Raw genomic sequence first — 24,952 nt, 5'->3', positions numbered from 1 at the left:
TATATACGTATTATACGGTGAAAGATCTGGCGGGGAACACCAACTCGTATTCGAACACGACCTTCACGACCGCCAACGTGGCGGATACAACAGTACCGACGGTGACCTCGGTAACGCCGGCAAACAATGCCACGGGAGTTGGCCGCAACGCGACCATCGCGCTTACCTTCTCGGAGTCCGTCAATCCCAGCACGGTGACCAGCACCTCGGTGCAGGTCTTTGCCGGTGCCACCAGCATCGGGACCGGCAGTATCAGCTTCTCCGCCGACAACCGGACCGTCACCTTCACCCCAACCGCCCCGGCAGGGTCAACGATCACCATCGTCGCCACCTCGGATATCAAGGATCTCTCCGGCAACAGCCTCGTTAACTTCCAAAGCAGGTATCAAACAGCGGATGATGCACCTCCACTATCATTGACATCTGTAACTCCTTTGAATAGTGCCACAGGCATTCCTCGAAACGTGAAAGTTATCCTTACGTTTTCAAACTCTCTGAACCCAACTACTGTCAATTCAAATTCAATTCAGGTCCTCGCAGCGGGAGCCAAGCTAACGGTTAATCCGTCTATTTCATCCGACAACCGGACGGTTACGCTATCTACCTATTTACCGCCAAGCACAGTGATAACTGTTATTGCGAATACTGATATCCTGGATGTTAATGGCAATAGCCTTACGAATTTCCAAAGCCAGTTCACCACCGCCGCTGACATCTCAAGTAGTACACCCCAGGTTGTAACCATGCGTCCTGGCAACGACGCTACCAATGTGCCGCCGAACAGTGTGATCACCCTGTTTACCAGCGGCAACCCGCTCAACCCGGCCACGGTGCAGAATGCGCTGCACATCGTCCAGAACGGCATCCTGGTTGCGGGGACGGTCCAGTTGAGCGGCAACAACCAAGCCATCGAATTTACCCCGAGCAGCCCCCTTGCCTATGGCACCGTGATCCAGGCGTTCCTGGATGCCACGGCGCAGGACATCTACGGCAATGCGCTCCAGTCCTTCAGCGGCCAGTTCACGGTCCAGGGGAATCCCGCGTCCACTGCGCCGCGGCTGCTGGCGGCCAACCCGTATAACGGCGCCACCAATGTTGCACTGAACGTGATTCCGCAGTTTGAGTTCGACCAGCCGCTGGCAGCGGCCACGGTGAACGCTACAAGCGTACGTCTTTACGATAACTGCACTGGTCAGGTCGTAGCGGGAACCGTATCGCTGGTATCAGGCGGAAACGTGGGAGACGGCAATAATGTTGTCCAATTCCAACCACAGGGACCGCTGACTGCCAGCTGTAATGGCAGTGCTCGTACGTATCGTTACCAGATGAACGTTTTTGGCGGGACCATAACCGGCACCAACGGGCTGGCGGCGCCGGGCGTGAACTACTCCTTTACCGTAGGCAGCGCCAGCGACACCAGCAGCCCGACCGTCGTGTCGGTGGCGCCGCCCAACGGCTCGACCGGCGTCGGCATCAACGGGATCGTCGTGGTGACCTTCAATAAGCCGGTCAACACGATCTCGGTAAATAGCTCTACTATCCGGATCATCTACGGGTCACAGGCGGTGGTGCCGACGAGCATCAGTTTCGACAGCACCGGTGCCATAGTAACCATCACTCCGCAGGTGCCATTGCCAGTGAACACTCAGGTCGCATTCGCTATCAATGGTGTTACCGACTTGGAAGGAAATTTGTTTATTCCTTTTGCAGCGCAATTCACAACCTCAGTTGGACCCGATACCACTAAGCCGACAATCTTGGCGGTGACCCCGCTGTCCGGTACTTCAATATCAAGAAACGGTCCTACATTTACCGTTCAATTTAGTAAGCCGATGGATCCTATTTCGATCAATCCCAACACTCTGTTTTTGTTTGACTCCACGACAAATTTGAATATTCCGGGGATAATTAGTTCGAACGCGGATTTGACAACCTTCTCATTCTCTCCTGGTTACGCAACAAACGGAAGCTTCACACTGACATCAGGAGATAGCATCTATCTAAAAGTTAATGGCACCCAAGACCTTGCCGGAAATGGAGCTGATGCAACAACCTATTACTACACAGTAAGTTCAGGACAATCGGTCCTTGAGCCATCCATAAACAGTTTCGCCCCCATTAATGCAGTTGTTGGAACCCACGTTGCCATAAGCGGCTCTAATTTTGATAACATTGCAACTAACAACACGGTAAAATTTAATGGGGTAGTGGCGACCGTAATAAACGCAACCGAAACCCAACTCATTGCGATAGTGCCGACCGGGGCTACTACAGGACCAATTACCGTTTCAACCAGTGCAGGGGCTGCAACAACTGCTTCGCAATTTATAGTTGGCACTCGTGATACCATTGCGCCGACAACCACCATCATCGCCCCTACTCAAAATAGGATTCTTTCAGGCGATTATTTCACGGTAACGGGCACTGTTTCAGATATCGGATATGGCGCCGCACTCGTGGAACTTTCACTCGATAATGGAGCTAGTTGGCAGGAAGTCTGGCATTCGTGGTACGGCAGCAACAGCTGGAGTTACAACTGGGCGCTTCCAACTGTCGGTACTTTCACTCTCAAGGCACGTGGTACCGATGTCAGCGGCAATGTCGGAAGCGAGAGTACAGTTGCCGTTACCGTCGCCAACGGTGATTTCACCGCGCCCACCATAAATCCAATTCCCGCAGTTGTTCCCGCAACTTTAGTAACCATCATTGGCTCAAAACTTCCGCGTGCAGTGCAAATGAAGGTTTCCTGCGGTGCAGCAGTAGTAGAAAACCTTACCATTACTTCTGCAACCAGCTGGAAAGCAACAATCTCCGGACTAACACAGGGACAAAACACCGTGACCGCTTACGGTATCGACAGTACTGGTACGACCAGCGCGACAGCTACAATGACCTTCACTGTTGACACTATTCCTCCCGTGGCTGCAACCTCGTTTGCAGCCACGACAGTATCGACAGGTGTAAAGCTGGATTGGTCGAACTCCTCATCAGCGGATATGCTTGAATATCGGCTATACTGGGACAACGGTAGTGGTGTAATCAGCTATGCAACTCCGATAGCTGTAATCCCATTCCCCACCAATAACTTCACGATAGCAGTTCCGAATGCAGGTACCTACCATTTCGGTCTGCGGGCAGTAGATACGGCCGGGAATGAAGAGAAAAACACAAATATGGTAGCGTCCGCTACGGTTAACGGCTACAGCGTGTCTGTGAGTGTGACTGGGAACGTGCATCAGCGTGGCCAAAATGTGTCAATAACAGGATTGGTAGTCGCCAGTGACTCTACACCATTGGTAAACATTCCGGTGACGATTGAAATTGAAAGCAGGGGGTACATTCGTATTTTTACCGCCTACACTAAAGCATCAGGAACCTTTAGCTATTCATTCCAGCCAATGGCGACCGAAGCAGGGAGCTATACCGTCAGAGCTCATGCTGTGTATCAGGGCCTCGAGAAGTCAAGTTCAGCCTCTTTCAGCATCATAGGTATGCTTCTAGATCCAGCAATTGTTAACATTGACATGTCCATGAATTCTCCCAGAACAGTTAATATCAACCTCACCAATATCGGCTCAACGGGGATGACAAATCTTCAATATGCCCTCGCAGACAATGATTTGTCCGATCCTGTGAAGGGTTTCATCGATACGTCAAGTCTCCCGACAAGCCTCGCGGCAGGGGCATCAGTTGTGATTCCAGTGCTTATCATCGCAGATCCTGGACCCCCTCCGACAGTCCCTGCCGTATTCACTCTTAATATCACGTCATCTGAAGGGAGTAATGAATCCGCTAGTATTACTGCACAACTGCATGACGCGGTAGGTCTCCCCGTCGCAAGCCCAGACCCAATTATGGCCGGAGTGAGAATCGGCAGCCCAGTAACCAAAACCATCACAATAACGAATCAAGGCTATGCCTCCATGCAGAACAGTACCCTTACCGTTCATGATACAGCCCTATATGGCTGGGTATCGATTCCGAATGGTACATTCGGGCAGTTCGGTCCGCAAGAGGCGAAGTCTTGTCAAATTGTGGTGAACCCGCCCGAGGGGACCACCTTGGGAACTTACGTGGTTCAACTCGATCTGAACTACAATGGTATTACAAAACCCATTTACATGACTGTTGAAATTACCACCGCAACCGTAGGGCAGGTTGCCTACAAGGTTCATGACGATACAGGCTCCGTTGTCTCTGGTGCAGCAGTAAATCTCATCAGCAAAGCATTTTATGTAAATGTTACCCCAACAGGGAAACAGGAGTACAACAACGTCATCAAGGGGACAACAGACCAACAGGGATACATTCTTTTCAACGACGTCCCAGCAGGTGACTACCGCTACGTAGTCAGTGCGGACCGCCATGACCAAAAAGATGGAACCATAACCGTAGAACCCGGTTCAACCACCCAGACCATCGGTGTCATTATGGTTACCAACCTTGTCAACGTGGACTTTTCTGTAGTCCAGACGACTATTCAGGACCAGTACAACGTCAATCTGAATATTACCTATGTGACCGACCTTATCAAGCCGACGCTCTATGTCTCTCCCTATCGGGTTGACCTCTCCTTTTTCCCGGAAGAGACATCTCAAGGGGTTTTTACCATCCAGAACACCAGCAACAACGCTCCGGTACGTGGCCTCACCCTGGATTCTTCTTCTCTTGATGCCACCGCCAACGAATTAAAGGTGGTTTTTGACGACGGCACCGCTTTGGGAACGCAGAACATCACTCTCGGAGATTTGGCGCCAGGCCAGAGTGTGCAGGTGTCATACAAGGCGATCATCTACGGAACCAGTCCGAAGCTGGATAACCGCAACCTTGGAAATATTGTTGCGACAGCAAAATACACCTATTCAATTGATGGTCAAGCATACGAGAGCACCACAACTACGCCTGTACCTGTGCTGTATTGGAAACCGCAAGATTTCAGCCTGCCAGGTATTTCGTATGTCAACGACGAGACCGGGGGCAAATCATGTAACCTCCAATATCAGGGAAATACCTATCGCATGAGTGTCAAAAGCAACCGGAACATGGGGGTGACCCTCGACACTCTCAAGGCAGTCAACCAAGTGAACGGCGGCCCAGATGCTGGAAGCATCATTTCCGACAATTCTGCAATCTGGAATGGAAGCTTTACGCCAACAACATTACATTCAAAGGGTGATGTCGCAACCTTCGACATTGACGACCTAACTTCAGATCTAACAGCTAGATGCAGTAGCGACCGTAGCAACTTCAAAGGCAAACCAAACTTTATAGGTTTTGGAGCTGTGTGGACTGACAGAAATCCGACAAAGGACTCCTATTTAATTCCCATATCAATCATAACCAAGAGTGATACTGGTGTTAATATTGTTGATTCCACACCAGGTGGCGGATGGGTCGGTGGAACCGTTCCAACCTTCAACGATCATGGTTCGGTGAAGTTGCAGATAGATCAGAAGCTTTCTCTGGAGCGTGAAGCCTTCAACTCCACGCTCAGTATTACGCCCTCCGTAACACCGCTTGATAATTTTAGTGCGAATATCAGCATCAAAGATGCCAACGGAAACGATGCAAGTGAGCTGTTCCAAGTATTGATATTGCAAAACTCGGGGATTGCGTCTGGTGCTGGGAGCAGTGTGTCCGGGCCTGTTGGGATAACTTGGCAGCTGATACCGAAAAGCAGCGCTGGGGGTACCACTGCTGACGGCCAGACGTATTCTATTTCCGCAACTCTCAACTATAACTTCTCCGGTGGGAGTTACAGCTATACTACCCAGCCAGTTACGGTAACCGTAAAGCCGATGCCGAAACTTGCCATCGACTACAAGCTCCCGTATATAACCATGGCGGGCAAGCCGGTGAAGATTAAGGTCATTGTGACGAATAACGGCTACGGCCCTGCTCACAATCTCGTTATTTCATCAGCCCAGCCCAAAATTGTTGAAAACTTGAACAATATCCCTATCAGTTTCACTCTGCTAGGTTCGTCGGCTACCCCCAATGACAACACGCTGCAAAATGGTGTGCTGGATATCAATTTCGAAGATATCCAGCCGGGCGGCACGGCTGAGGGGTACTGGTTGTTGTCTACTAGCAAAGATGGTTACTTTGTCGAATTCACTTCTACCCTGAAACATCAGGACTATATGGGGGTTACGCTTGACCCACTCATTGTAGCCACCAACACCCACCTAGTACCTGCTATCGGCGGGGAGATTTTCATGCCGCCTAACACCTCTGAAGGAATGAAAGTTGAACTTTCCCAAAGTGGAGTGCTAATTAGTCAGGATACGGTCAATGCCTGGGGGAACTATCTCATTCCTGATTTGACTGCTGGAAGCTATCAATGGGTGCTTAAAGATTCTAGCGGAAATAGTGTTTCCAACAAGGATATTATTGTTGTTGATGGACAGCCGACTGCAACTATAGATTATGATAAGCCTAACAGTCCTCAATATAGTGAACTTACACCAAAATCTGATATTGGTACTGGTAAAAATCTGGTACTAATAACTCATGGATATAATGATAATGCTCATGATGATTGGTTAAAAAATATGGTTACTGATGTTTGTAGTAAACTTGGTATTATAAATGTTTATGATAATGGAGTTTCTTACGGATGCTTTAACAATAACTGGGAAGTTTTAAGCTACGATTGGAGCAAAGAATCAAGTCCACCTGAAGCACCAATCTGGACCTATGCATTTGTGAATGGATATGCAGTTGGAGAAAAATTAGCTTCACAAATAGCAGGATTGGGTAGTCTTGGTTATGATTATAAGTACATACATTTCATTGCACATAGCGCAGGATCGAATGTAATAAATAAAGCAACTGAAGATTTGAAGATAAAATACATGAGTAGCGCTGTGATAGTTAATACTTTCTTAGATGCTTATGATATGAATCCTGACAGCAGTTCATATGGAAACATGGCCAATTGGGCCGAGCAATATGTTGACAAAAGAATACTGGTTCTTTCTGGCTTAGATACAACAAATGTTGATCTCAAATATGCCTTCAATTTTGACGTAACTGGTCTAGATCCTACTAAAAATGATGCAGATGTTTATAGGCGTCATGATTGGCCTTATCTTTGGTATGATTACAGTGTAAGTAACCGGTTACCTGATTCGCAGTCGTACGATATAGGCTTGTTGTCAAATTCTATAACATATGGTTTTAACCTTGTGCCTGAATCAGGACAAATGGTATTGCCTAGTCATAATATGGTTTCTAGCGATAGGTGGTATCCAAGGGGGTGGGGGTGCGATTTGGCTTCACCTACTATATTTTGTGGCACAACCTCTGAAATTTACAATAATCTGAGCCCTAAAGCTATTTTCAAGACTATAATCCCTACTTATAACAACAATGACAATACAATAAGTAAAACAGGTACAATAGATTATTCTGAAGAGGGAGTATATAATATTACCACTGGATCACCTGCTTGGATTAATATATCATTTGAAATAAGTGATAAAATAAATGCTTTAAATTTTGATTATGTATTTAATTCAAACACAGATGGTCTTCTTAATGTTTATCTAGATGGTGTTAAAAAGGTATTCGTTGATGGAAATAATAATTCAAATGGTTTAGTCATAACAAAGAAGATAGCTCTTGGAGAATATGGTAATGGAAAACATACTTTGACGCTTAGGCTTGATGCATTCTCAAAAAATCAAGTTAAAGTTAAAGTTTCAAATTTGCAATTTGGTTACGTTCAAATTACAAATGCGGTCACTACAGGAGACACTGCTAAGCCAATTTCGTCAATTACAAATCCTATTAGCAATACCAGTATATCAGGGAATAATATTCTTATTTCTGGAACTGCTGATGATGGAACTGGAAGCGGTGTAAATACTATCGAAGTGTCATTAGATGGCGGCTCCACTTGGATTTTAGCAAACGGGACAATAAGTTGGCAATACCTCTGGAACGTTCCATCGAGCGGTACCTATACAGTTATGTCGAGAGCGACCGACAATGCAGGTAATATAGAAGTTCCTGCGACTGGAGTGACTTTCACTGTATCGCTGCCAGATCTCGCAGCACCAACTGGCTCCATTGTAATTCAAGCTGCCGACAATTACACTAAATCCACCTCAGTTACCCTTGCACTAGCGGCAAATGACCCGAGCGGTGTTACACAGATGTGCATTAGCAATACTGGAACCTGCACCGCTTGGCAGCCCTTTGCTCAATCTCTCCCATGGCTATTGACTAATGGTGACGGCCTGAAGACGGTTCGTGCTTGGTTTAAGGATAGCGTGGGCAACTCAAACTCTCAGCCCTATATCGCATCTATAACGCTTGATACAGCGGCTCCAGTTCTTTCCGTCTCGACTCTTCCGAATGGTGCCTACACCAACAACGCAATACTCAACCTTTCCGGTGCGGTTACTGATTCAGGAAGCGGTTTGAAGCAGTTCACCATCAATGACATAGTTGTGACAGTTAACCCTGATGGCACCTACAGCCAAGCAGTAACACTTGTTTCCGGCGCCAATACCGTCACCGTCATAGCAACGGACAACGCCGGAAACCAGACTACCAACTCACGCACCATCACCTATGACACAACCGCACCAGTAATCATCATCACATCTCCGGCAGATAACAGTGCAGTCGCATCACAAAATGTCGAGATCAAGGGTTCAGTCGACAAGAATGCGCTGGTCACCGTGAAGGTCAATTCAGGCTCTCCGCAGAATGCCCTCATGAATGGCATGGCGTTCTCTTCCACTACAACCCTGGTCCCCGGCGCCAACACTATCGAGGTAACAGCCACCGACTTGGCCGGGAACAGTGGTACTGCCAAGAGAACGGTAATGTTCGACAACCAGCAGCCTTCCCTCGCCATCATCGACCCGATCCAGGACATCAGCACCAACCTGGCTGGCTGGCTTTTGAAAGGGACGGTAACCGACACCCTGACAGAAACAACCGTAGCCATCACAGTGGATGGACAGACATTCCAGCCGCAGGTCGTCAATGGCACCTTTAGCCAGCAACTGAATTTTACAACTGAGAAGACCTACACCATTACCGTAATTGCCACTGATGCGGCTGGCAACAAGACAACCGTTCTTCGTAACATTATTTACGACACCACCAAGCCGCTGTTGTCAGCGGATGTAACTTCACCGACAAGACTGGCAAGCCAGACAATCAGCGGCACCCGCGAAGCTGACGCTGTAATCTCTATCACCTCTTCAACCGCCTCGGTGGGAGCGGTCGCATACCCGACGGGTACCACATGGAATACCTCTATCGACAACATGACATACGGGATCAACCACATTGTGGTGACCGCCCGGGATTTTGCCGGGAACGAAACGGTAGTAACAAGGGATATTCTATTCGACGCCAGTCCACCAACAAATGGCTCTCTATCTGCATTGCCGGGCAACGGGCAGGTATCTCTCTCTTGGGGCTATACCGACAACTTGAGCGGCATAGACCACTATCGGCTGGTGTCTGATGTGCTTGCTGTACCCGCTTCGTGTGAAAACGGCTCGGTCGTTTATGAAGGGTCAGCCACGGCGATAGTACAGAGTGGGCTTGCCAATGGCGTTACGGTTTACTATCTCCTCTGTGCCTATGACCAAGCGGGCAATGAGTCTGCCGGGGTGTCTGCTAGCGCCACTCCGGTAAGCCCTGACACGACACCGCCGACCGGTACTGTAACCATTAACTCCGGGGCTTCCGCCACCAATGCGCTTCAGGTTGTGCTTGGAATCAGTGCCACTGACCCGAGTGGAGTTCCCCAGATGTGCATCAGCAATACTGAAACCTGCACGGCTTGGCAGTCCTACGCTCAATCCCTCCTCTGGCAATTGCCGAATGGCGACGGCCAGAAGACGGTTCATGCCTGGTTCAAGGATGGCGTGGGCAATACAAACACCCAGCCCTATAGTGCATCCATAACGCTTGACACAGCAGCCCCGGTACTTGCCGTCTCGACTCTTCCGAATGGTGCCTACACCAACAACCCAACACTCAACCTGTCCGGGACGGTAGCCGATGTCGGGAACGGCATAAAACAACTTACAGTCAATGGCATGGATGTGCCAGTCGATGCCGGTGGCAGCTTCAGTCATCCGGTTGGCCTTGTTGCAGGAGCCAACACTGTCACCACCATCGCTTTGGATAACGCCGGCAACCAGACGAGCGACACCAGGGCCATCAATTACGATCCCAATGCGCCGCTTTTGACCATCATTCTGCCTGCGGACAACATGAAGACGAATAAGCCATACATCGACGTCACAGGCACCATCGACAAAACCGCCTCAGTGGCGGTCAAAGTCAACAACAATTCTCCAGACCTGGCCGCAATTACCGCCAACAAGTTCGCCTACACAGCCAACCTGGTTGCAGGTGCCAACACCATATTGGTCACCGCCACTGACCTGGCCACAAACAGCACCACGGCCAAACGGACGGTAGTTTACGACAACCAAAATCCAACTCTGTCGATCACTGAACCAGCACAGGATATTACGACCAGTCAGAACAGCATCGACCTGAAAGGTGCCGTTGCTGATGCGTTTACCGCCGTCACAGTGACTGTCACTGTTGACGGCCAGACTTTCAACCCGCCGGTCGTCAATGGTGCTTTTGAACAGCCCATAACATTTACAACTGCAAAAACCTATGCAATCACCGTCACAGCAACCGATGAGGCGATGAATAGCACAAGCGTTCAGCGAAACATCATCTATGCGCCGCAGAAGTGGAGCGACATCACGCCGTCCGTAACACTGACGAAATCCGGCACCCTTTATGACAGTGTTAACAACTGTTACTACGTTAATATTTCAATCAAGAATACTGGGACGGCTGCACTAAATGGCGCACTCCGGTTGGTAATCAGCAATCCGAGCATCCCGATCAAGACCTTGCAGACTATGGGCCTGAAACCAAGCGGAACTGCTGGAACTGAGACCTATTTCGAGATTGTCCCTGCTGGAAGTGCACTGGCTGCCGGTTCAAGCCTAAGCAATCAGAGAGTGAACTTCAACATGGTTCGAGTGCCGCTCACCTACGGAGTGCGGGTAGACCAATTCGAGTAATTTACTGCATGGTTTGGATGAATAAAGCATATTGGGCAAATAAAATGTCAGAATATTTTACAATTCGAAGGAATGAATTGAAAATGCTTACACACGCAACGCAACATCCTGAATAATTTGCTCATTATCAAAGGTACATAAATTGCATAACAAAGCTTTGTTTACTACAAGATCACCATTTTTTGATTGAATTATTTTTTGAGGAGGGCGGACTAATCATGAGTAGTTTTAAAAATCTTGTCATTTCATTGGTGGTAGTTCTTTCTTGTTGCTTCGCTGATCAGGCTCTCGCTGTACCCAACTTCAATAGTGGATTTGCTGGGTGGAGTGGGCAGTTAAGTGACGGTGTTAACGTAGATGCCGCCAATTTGGCATCTGACCCCCACTTCAGCCTAAACGGCAATATTGCCACCATCAAATATACGGATTTGGCAGAACCGTACTGGGCCTTTACCCTATCCCAGGCGATGGTTGCCGATCAACTGGCCGGTGCCGGAAACAAGTTGATTATGTCGTTTTATATGAAGGCTGGTTTTGGTGATGCAGGGACTTTTGATGGGCATATTGTCAGTGCTACTCTCGGTTCAGATGCTCTAATCAACACCACTGACCAGTCAATACGTGACCGTTTGATAGCCGGCGATACCTTCAGTGCTGATATAACCAACTTCGCCGGGTCATCAGAGTTGTTGTCTTTTACATTGGGTGACCTTGACTTTAGCGTACCTGATTATCTGAGTATTGGCGATTTTGCCTTTTCCCAAATAGCGCCGCCGGTTGATAATGCACCGGTTCCTGAGCCATCCACCATACTGCTGCTTGGTATCGGAATGGCAGGTCTGGTATTTTACCGGAAGAAGGCATAAGGCTTATGGCAGATCATTGACAAACCCCGTCTTTTCAGGCGGGGTTTTCTATTTCTGGGATCGTAATGTGTTTGAGAGCCAATCGACCTAAGTTTCTTGTGAACGAGCTGAGTTTCTCGCTAACGGGTTTGTAGTATTACATTGTATTGATGCTAATTGTCGCTGGTGCGGTCCCAACTCAACACAAGCCATCCCTCCTCATGCACACCCATGTAACACAACGTATCTTTACAGGTTATGATGACATAGATTATAATACTTATTAAGTGACGCTTAATCATGCCCTATGCGAGCTGATATGGGTTGTCACGCAATCGATCGTTTTTGTGACAAGGAGGAGGGTAAATGCTGATAGGATATATGCGGGTCAGTAAAAGCGATGGCAGCCAGACTACAGATCTCCAGCACGATGCACTGATTGCCGCCGGCGTTAATCCGGAGCACATATATCAGGACCAGACTTCGGGGGGTATCGACTCGAGGCCTGGACTCGAGGCAGCCCTGAAAGCGTGTCGAAAGGAGGATGTGCTTGTTATCTGGAGGTTGGACCGGCTGGGCAGGAGCTTGGCTCACCTGATTGCGACCGTCCGCGACCTCGATGAACGCGGCATCGGCATTAAGGTGTTAACCGGCGTGCCGATCGATACGACTAGCCCGGCTGGCAAGTTGGTATTTGCGATATTTGCGGCGTTGGCAGAATTTGAAAAAGAGCAGCTGCGTGAGCGTACTCGCGCCGGCCTGGCAGCTGCCAGGGCACGCGGGCGCAAAGGGGGTGCGCCATTCAAGATGACGCCGGCAAAGGTGCGCCTTGCTGCAGCTTCAATGGGCAAGCCAGGGACTATTGTAGGCGATCTGTGTAAAGAACTGGGAGTAACGCGCCAAACCTTATATCGTCATGTGGGGCCAGATGGCTCCTTGCGCGGTGACGGCCAGAAGCTGCTCAAGGCAGGCGTTAAAGGCACTGCCAGTGTTTAGTCACTTGCTGCCAAGATAATCGGTTAAATAACGGCCAATCGGTTTGCCATCAGGTTCGTTGCAAGTTGCACTGTCTAGGGGTACGGTTCCGGTCGGCCGCCACCCATCTCCCAGGAATTCGTCAAAAAACTCCAGCGGGACTTCGACACTCATACGGGCCGTGACACCATCAGCATTTTCCTTTAGGCGTGTCTGGTATTTGACCGCACCATGTGGACCCCGTGGCATCTTTGACTGGACATGATCGTGTAACGCGCTAACGACACTGGCTTCGCCAGAAAAAACCATCTGAATCATCCCCCCCGGCATCATGCACCCCCCTCAGTAGTGGGCCTAACAACCTGTAAAACTGTCGTTTGAGTATCCTTATCAGCGCTATCGGGTTTGTTGTTTGGCTTCGCCGATTTTTGCACTTTGGTTTTGGCATTCTTTGAGGCCTTCAGCTCAGCCTTCTCGAGCGCCTCTATACGTGCGATAAGTTTTTCCCGCTCAGCGCGCATTATGTCACACTCTTGCTCCAGAACAGTGAGCCGGGATGCCTGCGCCATCACCTGATCAGCAAGGACAGACGCCCTGCCCTCAGCGTGTGCCGTGTCTACCTGTGCCGAAGACAGTTTTGCCTCAAGCTTCTCGATTGTTGCATCGCGGTCCTGGATAGCTGACAAGGCTGCCGATATTTCCTCATCGTAGGCTTCAGCTCGCTCTGCGGCTTCACGGCGGATTACGTTAATGCGTGCGCTGGCATCGGCGTCAGCAGCGGCTCGGTGTCGATCAAGGTATGTTGCTGCGGCACTGTCGAACAAAATCAAACGGTCGTCAATGGCGCGAGCCAGTGCTTTCATCTCACGCTGGAGATCCTCAGGCAACCGATGTGGAGCCGGATCGTCATCAGTTTTGGCCAGAGGAACACCGCTCTCCATGGCAATGGCCTGCCCCCTTAATTCCTTAAGCCTGTTGCCGTCTCCGCCGTTGCCAAAAAGCTCCTTACACTTTAGCCGCACGTCAACGTAGGTCGGCGGCCTCTTACCAGGCATCCACCCAAGCGATTGCAACGCAGCAAGAACATGCTCCGTTTCCAGTTTTTCAACAAATTCCATAAGCATCTCCTAATCATGATATGCATAATATGCATGTTATGGTGTCGCACCAACATCCACTGTCATCAATGCCAGAATAGCGGCAGGATAGTTGGTCTTGCAAGCCGTTGACAGTCGCACTTCTGGCACGATCACATTATGTCCTTGCATATCGGACCTGCCGCAAGAGAATTAAGGATGGCTATTAACATTATTTAAGGTCCTACATCTGCCCCCGGGTAGATTGATTGTGCCATCCTGGCCATTGTCATTCGACACTGTGCGATTCGGTAGCTGGCAATAGACCATCACATCTATAATCGAACGTCGCCGCTTCGGAATACTATGATAGTAATAAAGCACCAACGCTTAATAGTGACAGCCTGGCTCGCGTCCAATTAGTTTAGTACTGACAATCACCACTAAATCTGCTAATTGTTGGATTTGGCGAATTCCTGATTTTATTGGATTTGAATATAAATTGAGGAGGGGGCAGGTGGGTTCTGTAGAACCACAGGGTATCAGTTGCGGAATACCTGTCTCTGGCCAGATTGTCAGGGTACGAACGCGCACGTGGCTTGTCGAGTCGGTTGAGCCGGCAAATGGCGCCGTCAGCGAGACGGTTGTCAGCCTGGCCTGTCTTGACGACGATGCACAAGGGGACAAACTCGATGTTGTCTGGGGTTTGGAGCTGGATACCAAGATCCTTGGCAAGGAGGCTTGGCAGAGCATCGGTCGCAAGGGATTCGACGATCCGCGTTTCTTTAGTGCGTTTGTCCACACCCTGCGCTGGAACTGTGTTACTGCCACCGACCCCAAACTATTCCAGGCCCCGTTCCGTGCCGGCATCCGCATTGATGCCTATCAGCTCGAGCCACTGCGCAAAGCCCTCCTGCTCCCTCGCGTCAACCTCTTCATTGCTGATGACGTCGGCCTCGGCAAGACAATCGAAGCCGGCCTCATCGCCAGCGAACTTCTCCTTCGCCGCCGTGTGCGGGATATCGTCGTTGCCTGTCCGCCTTCCATGCTCCTACAGTGGAAGGATGAGCTCGAAAACCGATTCGGTCTGACCTTCGAGGTCCTTGATCGTGCCTATATCGAGCGGGTACGGCAGGAACGTGGTTATGGCGTCAATCCCTGGACAACCTTTCCGCGCTTCCTGGTGTCGCACAAGTTGCTCATCGACGAGGCCTACTGCGCTCCCCTGCGGGACTGGCTGGACAATCTCCGCCCCGGCTCCCTGCTCATCTTTGATGAGGCGCACCACGCAGCGCCCGCTTCCGGTGCCCGTTATGCCATCGACTCCAAGTTCACCCGCGCCATCCGCGACGTCGCCGATCGATTCGAACACCGGCTTTTTCTCTCTGCCACCCCGCACAATGGCCATTCCAACAGCTTCAGCGCATTGCTGGAAATCCTTGACAAGCACCGCTTTACCCGTGGCGTGAAGGTACTGAAAAGCAACCTCGATGCCGTCATGATCCGCAGGCTCAAGGAGGATATCCGCGGAATTGCCGGCGGCTTCCCTAAGCGGGTCGTCCGACAGGTCGATATCAGGGATCTGCCCGAAGATGCCCCAGAGCTTGCGCTGTCTCGATTGCTCGACGAATATCGGCAGGTTCGCCAGCAACGCATGGCAGGGGCAACGAAACGCAAGCAGGCTGAGGCTGCGCTGCTCATCTCTGGGCTCCAACAGCGACTGCTTTCATCGGTTGAAGCCTTTGCACGCACCCTGGCGGTGCATCGCCGCACCATGGAACGCATCTGGTCGGCCGATGGGGTAACTCGAGAAACTCCAGCCAGATTGAAGGCAGTTGATGCCAACCTCCTGACGGAAGGCTTTTCCTCTGACGACGATTGCTCCATGCTCAGTGAGGACGAACAGCAAACATTACTTGATGACGCTATGGTTGCGGCCACCGCAGCGACTGTTGGCGACAACGCGGCCGCCGATCTTGCACGCGAGAGGGATTTACTTGCCAGGATGGAATCTGTAGCCGGGCAGGGGCGTTCCCAGGCTGACGCCCGCATCCGTTACCTGATTGAGTGGATTCGGGACAAGATGTGCCCCGGTGCCGCCTTGCCCGGTGAGTTGCCCCCTCAGGAGGATGCACCCTGGAACGAGTTGCGTCTGCTCATCTTCACCGAGTATGACGACACCAAGCGCTACCTGATTGATATGCTGCGTGCCGCTATCGCCGACACCCATCTGGCAGAATATCGCATCGAGGTTTTTCATGGTCCGACGCCGCCAGATAAGCGAGAGGCAATTAAACGTGCCTTCAACCTGCCTCCATCCGAACATCCACTACGCATCCTGGTTGCAACCGATGCTGCCCGCGAGGGTCTCAACCTGCAGGCACACTGTCACAACATCTTTCACTTTGATGTCCCCTGGAACCCCAGCAGGCTTGAGCAGCGTAATGGTCGCATCGACCGCAAGCTGCAACCCAGCCCTGAGGTATACTGCCACTACTTCGTCTATGCCCAAAGACCCGAGGATCGCGTTCTCCGTGCTCTGGTTCGCAAGACCGAAACCATCCGCACCGAGCTCGGCAGTCTGGCACAGGTTCTTGAGGGGCGCCTTACCAATACTCTCAAGGGAGGCATCAGTCACAGGAATGCAGCGCTGTTGGAAGCAGAAATCGAAGGGGCGGCGTTAGACGCCGACAAGCAGGCTGTTACTGAGGAGGAACTGGAGGCGACACGCGAGCGGCAAGAGGCTCTGCAAAAGCAAATAGACCAGCTTCGCAACCGCATCAACGACGCCCGCAAATGGCTTGGCCTCGACATGGCGCATTTTCGAGATGCCCTTTCTTGTTCGCTCGAACTGCTCGGAAGCGAACCGCTCAATCCTGTGCCTACACCGCCCGGGACTCCCGCACGATACGTCTTCCCGAACCTTGACACCCGGCATGGCGCGGACCCCACCTGGGCTACGACGATAGATACTCTCCGAGCCCTGCCGGAAGATGGCAAGCGAACGTTTCAGTGGCGAAAGGACTCTCCTGTCCGGCCAGTGGTGTTCGATGCCCCCGAAGGGATTGATGACGATATCGTTCAATTGCACCTTGAGCACCGCGTCGTCCAGCGCCTGTTGGGACGCTTTCTCTCCCAAGGATTCGTGCACCACGACCTGTCGAGGGCCTGCCTGGCCCAGAGCAGCGACGCTATACCGCGTGTCGTGCTCCTCGGCCGCCTTTCATTGTATGGCAAAGGCGCTGTACGCCTGCACGAGGAAATCCTGACCGTAACAGCACGCTGGGTCGAGCCGGAACGTCGCAGCAGTCGCCTGAGTCCATATGGCCGGGACGCCGAGTCCAAGACTCTCGAGATACTTGAACAGTCCTTTGACCCATCAGGGGGAAGACATATCCCCGATCCGGTCATGCAGCGATTGAAAGGCGCCATCGATCGCGATATCGACGAACTCCTTCCACACCTCGAAAAGCGCGGCGAAGAGGCACGGAAGGAGGCCGAGGTAAGGCTATCCGAGCGCGGCCGGTTGGAATCGGATGGTATGCGCAAGATACTCGAAGAGCAGAAGCGCCGGGTCGAGGCGGAGTTCGGTAAGACCCTGCCGGATCAGTTGACGCTCGCTTTTAATGATGACGAGAAGCGCCAGATGGAATCAAATCGTAAATATTGGCAGCGCTGGCTGGCGCACGTCGAGGTTGACCTTCGCAAGGAACCGGCCCGCATCATGGAGTTCTATCAGACATCGTCATTCCGGGTTGAGCCGGTCGGACTTGCCTATCTTTGGCCGGTAACAGGATAAAAGGACCTAAAATGATTATTCCCGATCAATTTGCTCGAAGCGTGCGATTACAAGTGAAGATTGTTAACGGCCAGGTAATGCAGGCGGATGGTCAGCCACTTCCAAAGATGAAAAATGAATCAAGGGGTGAACTTGTCCTCTATTCAGTTTTTTCTCTTGAAGATGAGAAAGACAGGGTCTTCCATACCACAGAGCATGTGGCCCCTTTTCTCAATACAGGCAATTTACTTTGGGCAAGGGTTAATAATGACCCGATTGAAAAGGAACTGGAAAAGTTCCGAATTGGACGTCGAACTGCAAAAGGGGAATCCCACCAATTTGTACAGTTCGCCCTTGAAACTGAACTGTTTCTTATCCTTCGACCAGGGAAAAATGCTGTCTTAACCGGTTGTAACTGCTCCATACCGGCTTTAGGCGACAACGCTGCAAGCGTAAATGAAGCCTACACCAAAATTTCAACGGTATTTGAACCAAAACGACGTTCACATACAGGTAATGTCTTCCAGTGCGTGTATATTGAACAGAACGATATGCTAATCCCCCTTGAAACTATGCGGATGAGAATAGAAACTCAGCCTATTCCTCAAGAAGAGATGAAAGGTTCGGTCGTGTAAGTATGGCAATTGATCCCGCCATACGCGACCATCAAGCCTGGCTCGGCTACCTCCAGCCTGATGGACTGGTCGTCTCGCCGGCAGCCCTGGTGGATTTGCAGGTCATCCTGCCCCGCGACACCCTGCCACTTCAAGAGCAGTTCCAACAGTATGTTGACGAGATTGCCCTATCTGAGGATGTCAGTGCCTCAGCCATTGCTGATTTTGTCTTGTTCGCACGGGAGTTCCTTGGCTGGCCGGAAGACAGCATCTACGGCCTGACGTCGGGGCACCCGCTGCCTGACAGCCTGACCGTGCCATTGGCCGAGTTCGGCGAGACCCTGGCCCCATCATTCGCCTTTGCCGACCCACGGTCAAAAGATACCGAGCACCCTTGGCTACTTCTCGTACAGAACCTGGCGACCGGCACCGACCTGGATGCTCAGCTGACGGTTCACGGGACAGGCTGGCACGCTTCACCTGCACGCCGTTTCGAACGTCTGATGCGTGAAACCAAGGTGCCCATCGGACTCTTGACCAACGGTACCCACCTGCGTCTGATGTACGCTCCCAGGGGCGAGAATGCTGGCAGTATAACCTTTCCGGTAGCTGCCATGGCCGAGATTGCCGGTCGGCCGATCCTGGCGGCCTTTGATATGCTGCTGAAGCGCTCTCGACTTCTGACCGGTCCGATCGAGTCCCGCCTGCCGGCAATCCTCGCCAAGAGTCGCGAATACCAGAGCAGTGTATCCACCGCCCTGGCCGAACAGGTTCTGGACGCCCTCTACGAACTGGTACGCGGTTTCCAGGCGGCCGACGAAACTACCAAGGGCGAATTGCTGCATGATGTACTGGCAACGAAGCCAGATGATATCTATGCCGGCCTGCTGAACGTATTAATGCGTTTGGTCTTCCTGCTCTTCGCTGAAGACCGGGGGCTTATGCCCGGATCAAGCCTGTATGTCCAGAACTATTCTGTCCACGGTCTGTTTGAAAAACTGCGAACAGACGCCGAGCGCTATCCTGACACTATGAATCTCCGCTACGGCGCTTGGGCTCAGTTGGTGGCGCTGTTCCGCGCCGTCCATTCCGGCAGCCATCATAAGCACCTGGCCATGCCGCCTCGCCACGGTTACCTGTTCGATCCGAAACGTTTCCCTTTCCTAGAGGGCAAAACCACGGCTGAACCACACCTGCCACTGGTATCCGACGGCGTTATCTACCGGGTGCTGCACAATCTGTTGCTCCTGGATGGTGAACGCCTCTCGTACCGGACGCTGGATGTGGAGCAAATCGGCAGCGTCTACGAGACCATGATGGGGTTCCGCCTCGAAGTGGTCCGTGGGCCGGCCATCGCCCTCAAGCCGGCCAAACGTCATGGCGCGCCAGTGGCAATCAACCTAGCAGAGTTGCAGGAGGTAAAACACACAGATCGGGTAAAGTGGTTGGCCGAGCGTAGCGACCAGAAGTTTAGCGGCGAGGCGGCCAAGGCGTTGGAAGCAGCTAACGACCTCGACGGTTTGCTGGCGGCACTGGAACGCAAGATTGCCCGCAATGCCACCCCGCATCTCGTCCCGCAGGGTGGCATGGTGCTGCAGCCGTCCGACGAACGGCGGCGCAGCGGCTCTCATTACACCCCACGTTCCCTGACCGAGCCGATTGTCCGCACCACACTGCGGCCGATACTGGAGCGGCTGGGGAACAGGCCCAACCCGGAGCAGATTCTGGCGCTGAAGGTGTGCGACATTGCCGTCGGCTCCGGTGCCTTTCTGGTGGAGACCTGCCGCCAGTTGGGGGATGAGCTGGTCAAGGCATGGCATACCCACAACCGCCTTCCCAACATCCCGCCCGACGAGGACGAGGTACTCTACGCTCGTCGCCTTATTGCTCAGCGTTGTCTCTACGGCGTAGATCGCAACCCCATGGCCGCCGATCTGGCCAAGTTGTCGCTCTGGCTGGTCACCCTGGCCAAGGATCATCCCTTCACCTTCCTCGACCATGCCCTGCGTTGTGGCGATTCTGTCGTCGGTCTTACCCGTCGGCAGATTGTGGACTTTCACTGGCGGGAGACGCCAATGCGGATGCTCGGGCAGGATAAAGTTGAGCAGCGAATTAAGTTGGCGCTGACAATTAGGAGGGAGTTGCTGGAGGCAGATGATGATTTTGTCTCGTCGGATCTGAAACGACAGAAGCTGGATCAGGCAGATGAGTCGCTTAATATGGTGCGGGAGGCAGGGAATCTGGTCGTTGCCGCTTTCTTCGGGGCCGAAAAGGAGAAGGGACGACAGAGCCTTCGGGATATATATCTGGGCAAGTTCAATGAGGGTTTCAATAATCCGTTGGTTTTTCTGGAGCTTGATGATGTCCGTAAGAGTCTGCGCGGCGGAGAACGACCGGTTACGCCGTTTCACTGGGAGATCGAGTTTCCCGAGGTGTTTGACCGGGAGAATCCTGGTTTTGATGCCATCGTAGGAAATCCGCCTTTTGCTGGTAAAAACACCCTCATCAACGGTAACCGAGCCGGTTACATTGACTGGTTAAAAGTTCAGCACCCCGAATCTCATGGCAACGCCGACCTGGTAGCCCATTTTTTCCGCCGGGCTTTCGATGTGTTGCGAGAAGACGGCACCTTCGGACTGATCGCCACTAACACTATCGGTCAGGGTGACACCCGCGCTTCCGGTTTGCGGTGGCTCTGTACTCACGGCGGTACGATATATGAAGCCCGCAAGCGGGTTAAGTGGCCTGGTCAGGCGGCGGTCGTGGTCAGTGTATTGAATGTTGTAAAGGGAGCACTTTCAGGGCCGTACGAATTAGATGGCAAAACAGTTCGCAATATCACAGCCTATCTCTTCCACGATGGTGGTCATGATACGCCATCTGCCCTAAAGGCAAACAAAAGCAAAAGTTTCCAAGGACCAATCCCACTTGGCATGGGTTTTACCTTTGATGATACAGATAGAAGTGGTGTCGCCAACCCTATTGCACTCATGAACGATCTCATAGCCAAAGACGTAAACAACTCTGACAGAATTTTTCCGTACATTGGAGGAGATGAAATATTAAACCATCCAAAGCATCTCCATCACCGTTACATAATTTCTTTTGGTGATATGTCAGAGGAAGATGCTCGACAATGGCCAGATTTAATCGAAATTGTCGAGGAAAAGGTAAAGCCGGTCCGGATAAAGGACAATCGAGAAGCGTATAGAAAATATTGGTGGCAGTTTGCTGAAAAAAGAGGCGAGTTAACGCGAGTTATCTCTACTTTAAACCAAGTATTGATGCACCCATTTACCTCAAGTTATGTGAATTTTGTTTTTATTCCAACGACTACAATTATATCAGGCCCACACAATGTCTTCACACTTGAAAACTATTCCGCATTTGCTACTCTCCAGTCGCGCCCTCATGACATTTGGACTAGGTTCTTCAGTTCCTCTCTTGAAGATAGGCAGCGATACACTCCATCCGATTGTTTCGAAACCTTCCCTTTCCCACTCGGCTTCGAATCTAACTCCACCCTAGAACTGGTCGGGTCCGACTACTACAAATTCCGAGCCACTCTGATGGTCCGTAACAACGAGGGATTAACCAAGACCTACAGCCGTTTCCACGACCCGGAAGAAACCGACGCTGATATCCTCCGTCTGCGCGAACTACATGCCGCCATGGACAGGGCAGTGCTCATCGCCTACGGATGGGAAGACATCCCCATCAACTGCGAATTCCTTCTTGATTACGAAGACGAAGATGATGAGAAGGAAGGGAACCGCAGGAGAAAGAAACCATGGCGCTATCGCTGGCCTGACTCCGTGCGCGATGAAGTCCTCGCCCGTCTGCTGAATCTTAATCAGCAAAGAGCAGAAGAAGAAAAAGTCGAAGTAGTCGAAAAGCCTGCAAAGGTCGCCAGACGTGTTCGTAGACCCAAGTCCGACGATATGCATGGGAGCCTGTTCGACCTGACTCCTACCGTCCCACAAGTGTCTGTGGAGACACCACCGCCCATCTTCGACCCCGCGCTTCTCCCGGACGGTGCCTGGGCACGGCCCATTACGGATAATAGCAACGAAGTCGGGGCAATTCTGACAGCGGTTCTGAAAGCGGTCGGAGGGCCAACCCCTTCACGTCATGTGCGCCTTGTTGCACTCCTTACCGCAGAACCCCGCCTGCTCACACCATCTCTTACCGCTGACGAGGTCATGACCTGGAGGCGCCTGATTGGGCCGGAAGCTGCTCCCCGAGCCGATGGCGTGGTGTCTCTCGTCCCTCGTGCTGATCGTGCCTGGGGAAGTGCGGTGCAGCATTTACGTAGTAGCGGCCTGCTTATTGATGATCTTGCTGCCGGCACATGGGCGCCAGGGACCGGCCTGGATCTCATTGATACGTCAGGTTGGCCCGAGGGGCGTGTCCAGATGGTTTTGGGCGCCTTGAGCAGGCGAAGCAGCGATGAGATTATACGACAACTCCCTGACGAATTTATGAGGTGGATTGATGCCAAGGCAGCCTGAACTTTTGTCGACGTCCGACCTGCGTATAACGCCTCAGCCAGGGATGACAGAACCTCGTCTATGGGTTAAGCGGCTCGTACTGTGGCGCGAGCCGGGAAATGTTATCCGCCAGATTGAGCTTAGGCCCGGACTTAATATTGTTTGGTCGCCTGACCCTGTTGAGGAGGCAGCAGGAAGACGTACCCGCGCCAGCACAATGGGGCATGGCAGCGGTAAGACCCTGTTCTGTCGCCTGATACGATATTGCCTCGGCGAGGACCGGTTTGCCCCGGAAGAACAGCGGGAGAGTATCGGCATTGCATTCCCAAAGGGTGCGGTTGGTGCCGAAGTTATGGTGGATGGGACTCTTTGGGCAATTCTTCGGCCGCTTGGGATGGGGCGAAAGCACTACGGTATCCCCAATGGAGATCTCGAAGAGATTATAAATGGGAACTGTGAGCCTACAGGTATTGAACCTTTCATGGCAGCTATGGAATCTGGCATCGTGTCGGCTGATGTTGCCTCACTGATTCCCGGAGACCGTTCTTTTCATGGATGGCAGACTGCCTTAGCCTCGTTAACAAGAGATCAGGAATGTCGCTTTGACAAGGCACTGGAATGGCGGTCGTCGGATTCCGAATCCGGTTCACCGGCACGTTCGCTTTCGTATCAGAAAACGCTTGAAGTCCTTCGTGCCCTCATCCGTGCGATTACCCCTGAAGAATGCCGGCTGCGGGAAGAGATTGGCCAAAACGAAACGCGCCTGAAGGATTCCGATAAAGAGATCGGACACAGGAGATGGCAGGTCAGGAGAACGAAGACACAGCTCGTGGCGCAGTTGGGGATACGCCCAGAACAAGTGCCACCTGGCCTCTTAGGCATAGATTTCATACGCCAATCGGCAAAGGAAGTGCTAGTCAGGGCGACAAAAATAAAGCCTGGTGTCGATGTAGCGAATGTGGGGAAGATTCGTGCGGCAAGCGAAGCAGCAGAGAAAGCCGTCGTGGAACACTCGACTGAACTTGCAATGATAAATGCTAAATTACCAGAAATCGAGCGGTTGATTTCCGAGCTGAATGGAGAGCGCCCGGGAATGTCCTTTGTCGTTCATAAAGCTGAAAATCCACAATGTCCGATATGCGAAGTTCCCATTGATCGTGTGCTTGCAGAGGGATGTAAATTGTCCCATAAACTGCCGAGCCTTGAAGAAATTCGTACCCGCTTGGCAAAACTCGAAAAGGATATCAAAGACGAGCAGCAGAGGTTTCTTGCCTTAAAGGCTCGGAAGCTTGTGATAGAAGATGAACTTCCTGGCGCCGAAAAAACATCCGAGGAACTCAAAAATCAACTCGTGGCGATTGAGCAGGCTAGGGAGGCCCGAACGGATACATGGTATTCTGCTCGTAGAATGCTGGACGATATCAATGATCTTGAAAAATTGGTTGAGAGACTGGAACAACTGCAAAGCGAATCGGACAGTTTATCCGGCCAAATTGAAGAGAAAAAGGGGCGCTTGGGGGCATTTCGTAAAGCTCAAGCCAATGTGTTCAATAGGCTTTCAGACATTTTCGACGCTTTAATTCGCCAAATGGCCGGACGTGGGGCAGATGGAACAGTGAGCCTGGACGGCAATGGGCTACGGCTGTCGGTTAAGCTGGGGGGTGAACGGTCCACACCGGCCATCGCATCCCTGAAGGTGATCGTATTTGATCTTGCCTTGCTATGCTTGAGCATTGAAGGACGGACGCATCTGCCGCCGTTCCTGATTCACGACAGTCCACGAGAAGCCGACCTGGGTCTCAGCATCTATCACGAGCTTTTCCATGTGGTAAAAGATCTGGAAGGAGTAGGGGGGCAGCCGCTCTTTCAATACATCATCACGACCACTACTCGCCCCCCCGACGAGTTTCTCAAAGAACCCTGGTTACGGGGTACGTTGGGAGGAGCGCCTGCGGATGCAAGGCTTTTGAGGCGAGATTTATAATGATGTAAGCCATAAAGATCATGGAAAACATGACAAGCGGTTAGTGTGGGTAGAGTGACGCAAGAATGGATAAAATCCACCCGGGTAATGGGGAGTGATTTTG

The 24,952-nt window shown here is 51.6% G+C and carries 9 protein-coding genes; 7 read left to right on the top strand and 2 right to left on the bottom strand.

All coding sequences use genetic code 11. The features are described from left to right. Nucleotides 1-17 precede the first annotated feature (17 nt). The 3 genes from ET418_RS02825 (at nt 18) to ET418_RS02815 (ending at nt 12,928) form a co-directional block, all read left to right on the top strand. Nucleotides 18-11,087, top strand: a complete 11,070-nt coding sequence (locus tag ET418_RS02825) for an Ig-like domain-containing protein (protein ID WP_218043354.1) — start codon at nt 18-20, stop codon at nt 11,085-11,087. 218 nt (nt 11,088-11,305) lie between these two features. Next, nucleotides 11,306-11,953 (top strand): PEP-CTERM sorting domain-containing protein, encoded by a 648-nt coding sequence (locus tag ET418_RS18360; RefSeq protein ID WP_246152910.1) that lies wholly within the window; start codon nt 11,306-11,308, stop codon nt 11,951-11,953. Between the two features lie 345 nt (nt 11,954-12,298). Next, nucleotides 12,299-12,928 (top strand): recombinase family protein, encoded by a 630-nt coding sequence (locus ET418_RS02815; RefSeq protein ID WP_149306047.1) that lies wholly within the window; start codon nt 12,299-12,301, stop codon nt 12,926-12,928. Here ET418_RS02815 and ET418_RS02810 read toward each other — a convergent pair whose 3' ends face one another. Next, on the bottom strand, nt 12,929-13,240 hold the full coding sequence (locus tag ET418_RS02810; RefSeq protein ID WP_149306046.1) for a hypothetical protein: 312 nt from the start codon (nt 13,238-13,240) through the stop codon (nt 12,929-12,931). Then, nucleotides 13,237-14,025, bottom strand: coding sequence for a hypothetical protein (locus ET418_RS02805; RefSeq protein WP_149306045.1), 789 nt, complete (start codon nt 14,023-14,025; stop codon nt 13,237-13,239). The genes ET418_RS02810 and ET418_RS02805 overlap by 4 nt, the downstream gene beginning before the upstream one ends. Nucleotides 14,026-14,500: 475 nt before the next feature. On the opposite strand from ET418_RS02805, the gene drmD reads away from it, so the two are divergent. From drmD to ET418_RS02785, 4 genes are read left to right on the top strand one after another with little or no spacing between them, the layout of a single operon-like run. After that, complete coding sequence (gene drmD / locus ET418_RS02800) at nt 14,501-17,782, top strand: DISARM system SNF2-like helicase DrmD (protein WP_218043353.1); 3,282 nt, start codon at nt 14,501-14,503, stop codon at nt 17,780-17,782. An 11-nt stretch (nt 17,783-17,793) separates the two neighbouring features. Then, nucleotides 17,794-18,396 carry a hypothetical protein gene (locus ET418_RS02795; protein ID WP_149306044.1) on the top strand — a complete coding sequence of 201 codons (603 nt, stop codon included), beginning with the start codon at nt 17,794-17,796 and terminating at the stop codon, nt 18,394-18,396. A 2-nt stretch (nt 18,397-18,398) separates the two neighbouring features. After that, nucleotides 18,399-22,886: an Eco57I restriction-modification methylase domain-containing protein gene (locus ET418_RS02790; protein WP_149306043.1), complete on the top strand. Its 4,488-nt coding sequence runs from the start codon at nt 18,399-18,401 to the stop codon at nt 22,884-22,886. After that, a complete protein-coding gene (locus tag ET418_RS02785) occupies nt 22,870-24,849 on the top strand; it encodes a chromosome segregation protein SMC (RefSeq protein WP_149306042.1) in 1,980 nt (659 codons plus the stop codon). The genes ET418_RS02790 and ET418_RS02785 overlap by 17 nt, the downstream gene beginning before the upstream one ends. Nucleotides 24,850-24,952: the final 103 nt, after the last annotated feature.

This window comes from Oryzomonas rubra, assembly GCF_008369015.1.
In the GTDB taxonomy this organism is placed as follows: domain Bacteria; phylum Desulfobacterota; class Desulfuromonadia; order Geobacterales; family Pseudopelobacteraceae; genus Oryzomonas; species Oryzomonas japonica.
This window is presented reverse-complemented; position numbering and strand designations above follow the sequence as displayed.

Excerpts from the sequence above, each read along its gene's own strand:
- ET418_RS02790 (WP_149306043.1), top strand. The coding sequence starts at position 18,399 with ATGGCAATTGATCCCGCCATACGCGACCATCAAGCCTGGCTCGGCTAC.
- ET418_RS18360 (WP_246152910.1), top strand. The coding sequence starts at position 11,306 with ATGAGTAGTTTTAAAAATCTTGTCATTTCATTGGTGGTAGTTCTTTCT.
- ET418_RS02785 (WP_149306042.1), top strand. The coding sequence starts at position 22,870 with ATGCCAAGGCAGCCTGAACTTTTGTCGACGTCCGACCTGCGTATAACG.
- ET418_RS02795 (WP_149306044.1), top strand. The coding sequence starts at position 17,794 with ATGATTATTCCCGATCAATTTGCTCGAAGCGTGCGATTACAAGTGAAG.
- ET418_RS02805 (WP_149306045.1), bottom strand. The coding sequence starts at position 14,025 with ATGGAATTTGTTGAAAAACTGGAAACGGAGCATGTTCTTGCTGCGTTG.
- ET418_RS02815 (WP_149306047.1), top strand. The coding sequence starts at position 12,299 with ATGCTGATAGGATATATGCGGGTCAGTAAAAGCGATGGCAGCCAGACT.
- ET418_RS02810 (WP_149306046.1), bottom strand. The coding sequence starts at position 13,240 with ATGATGCCGGGGGGGATGATTCAGATGGTTTTTTCTGGCGAAGCCAGT.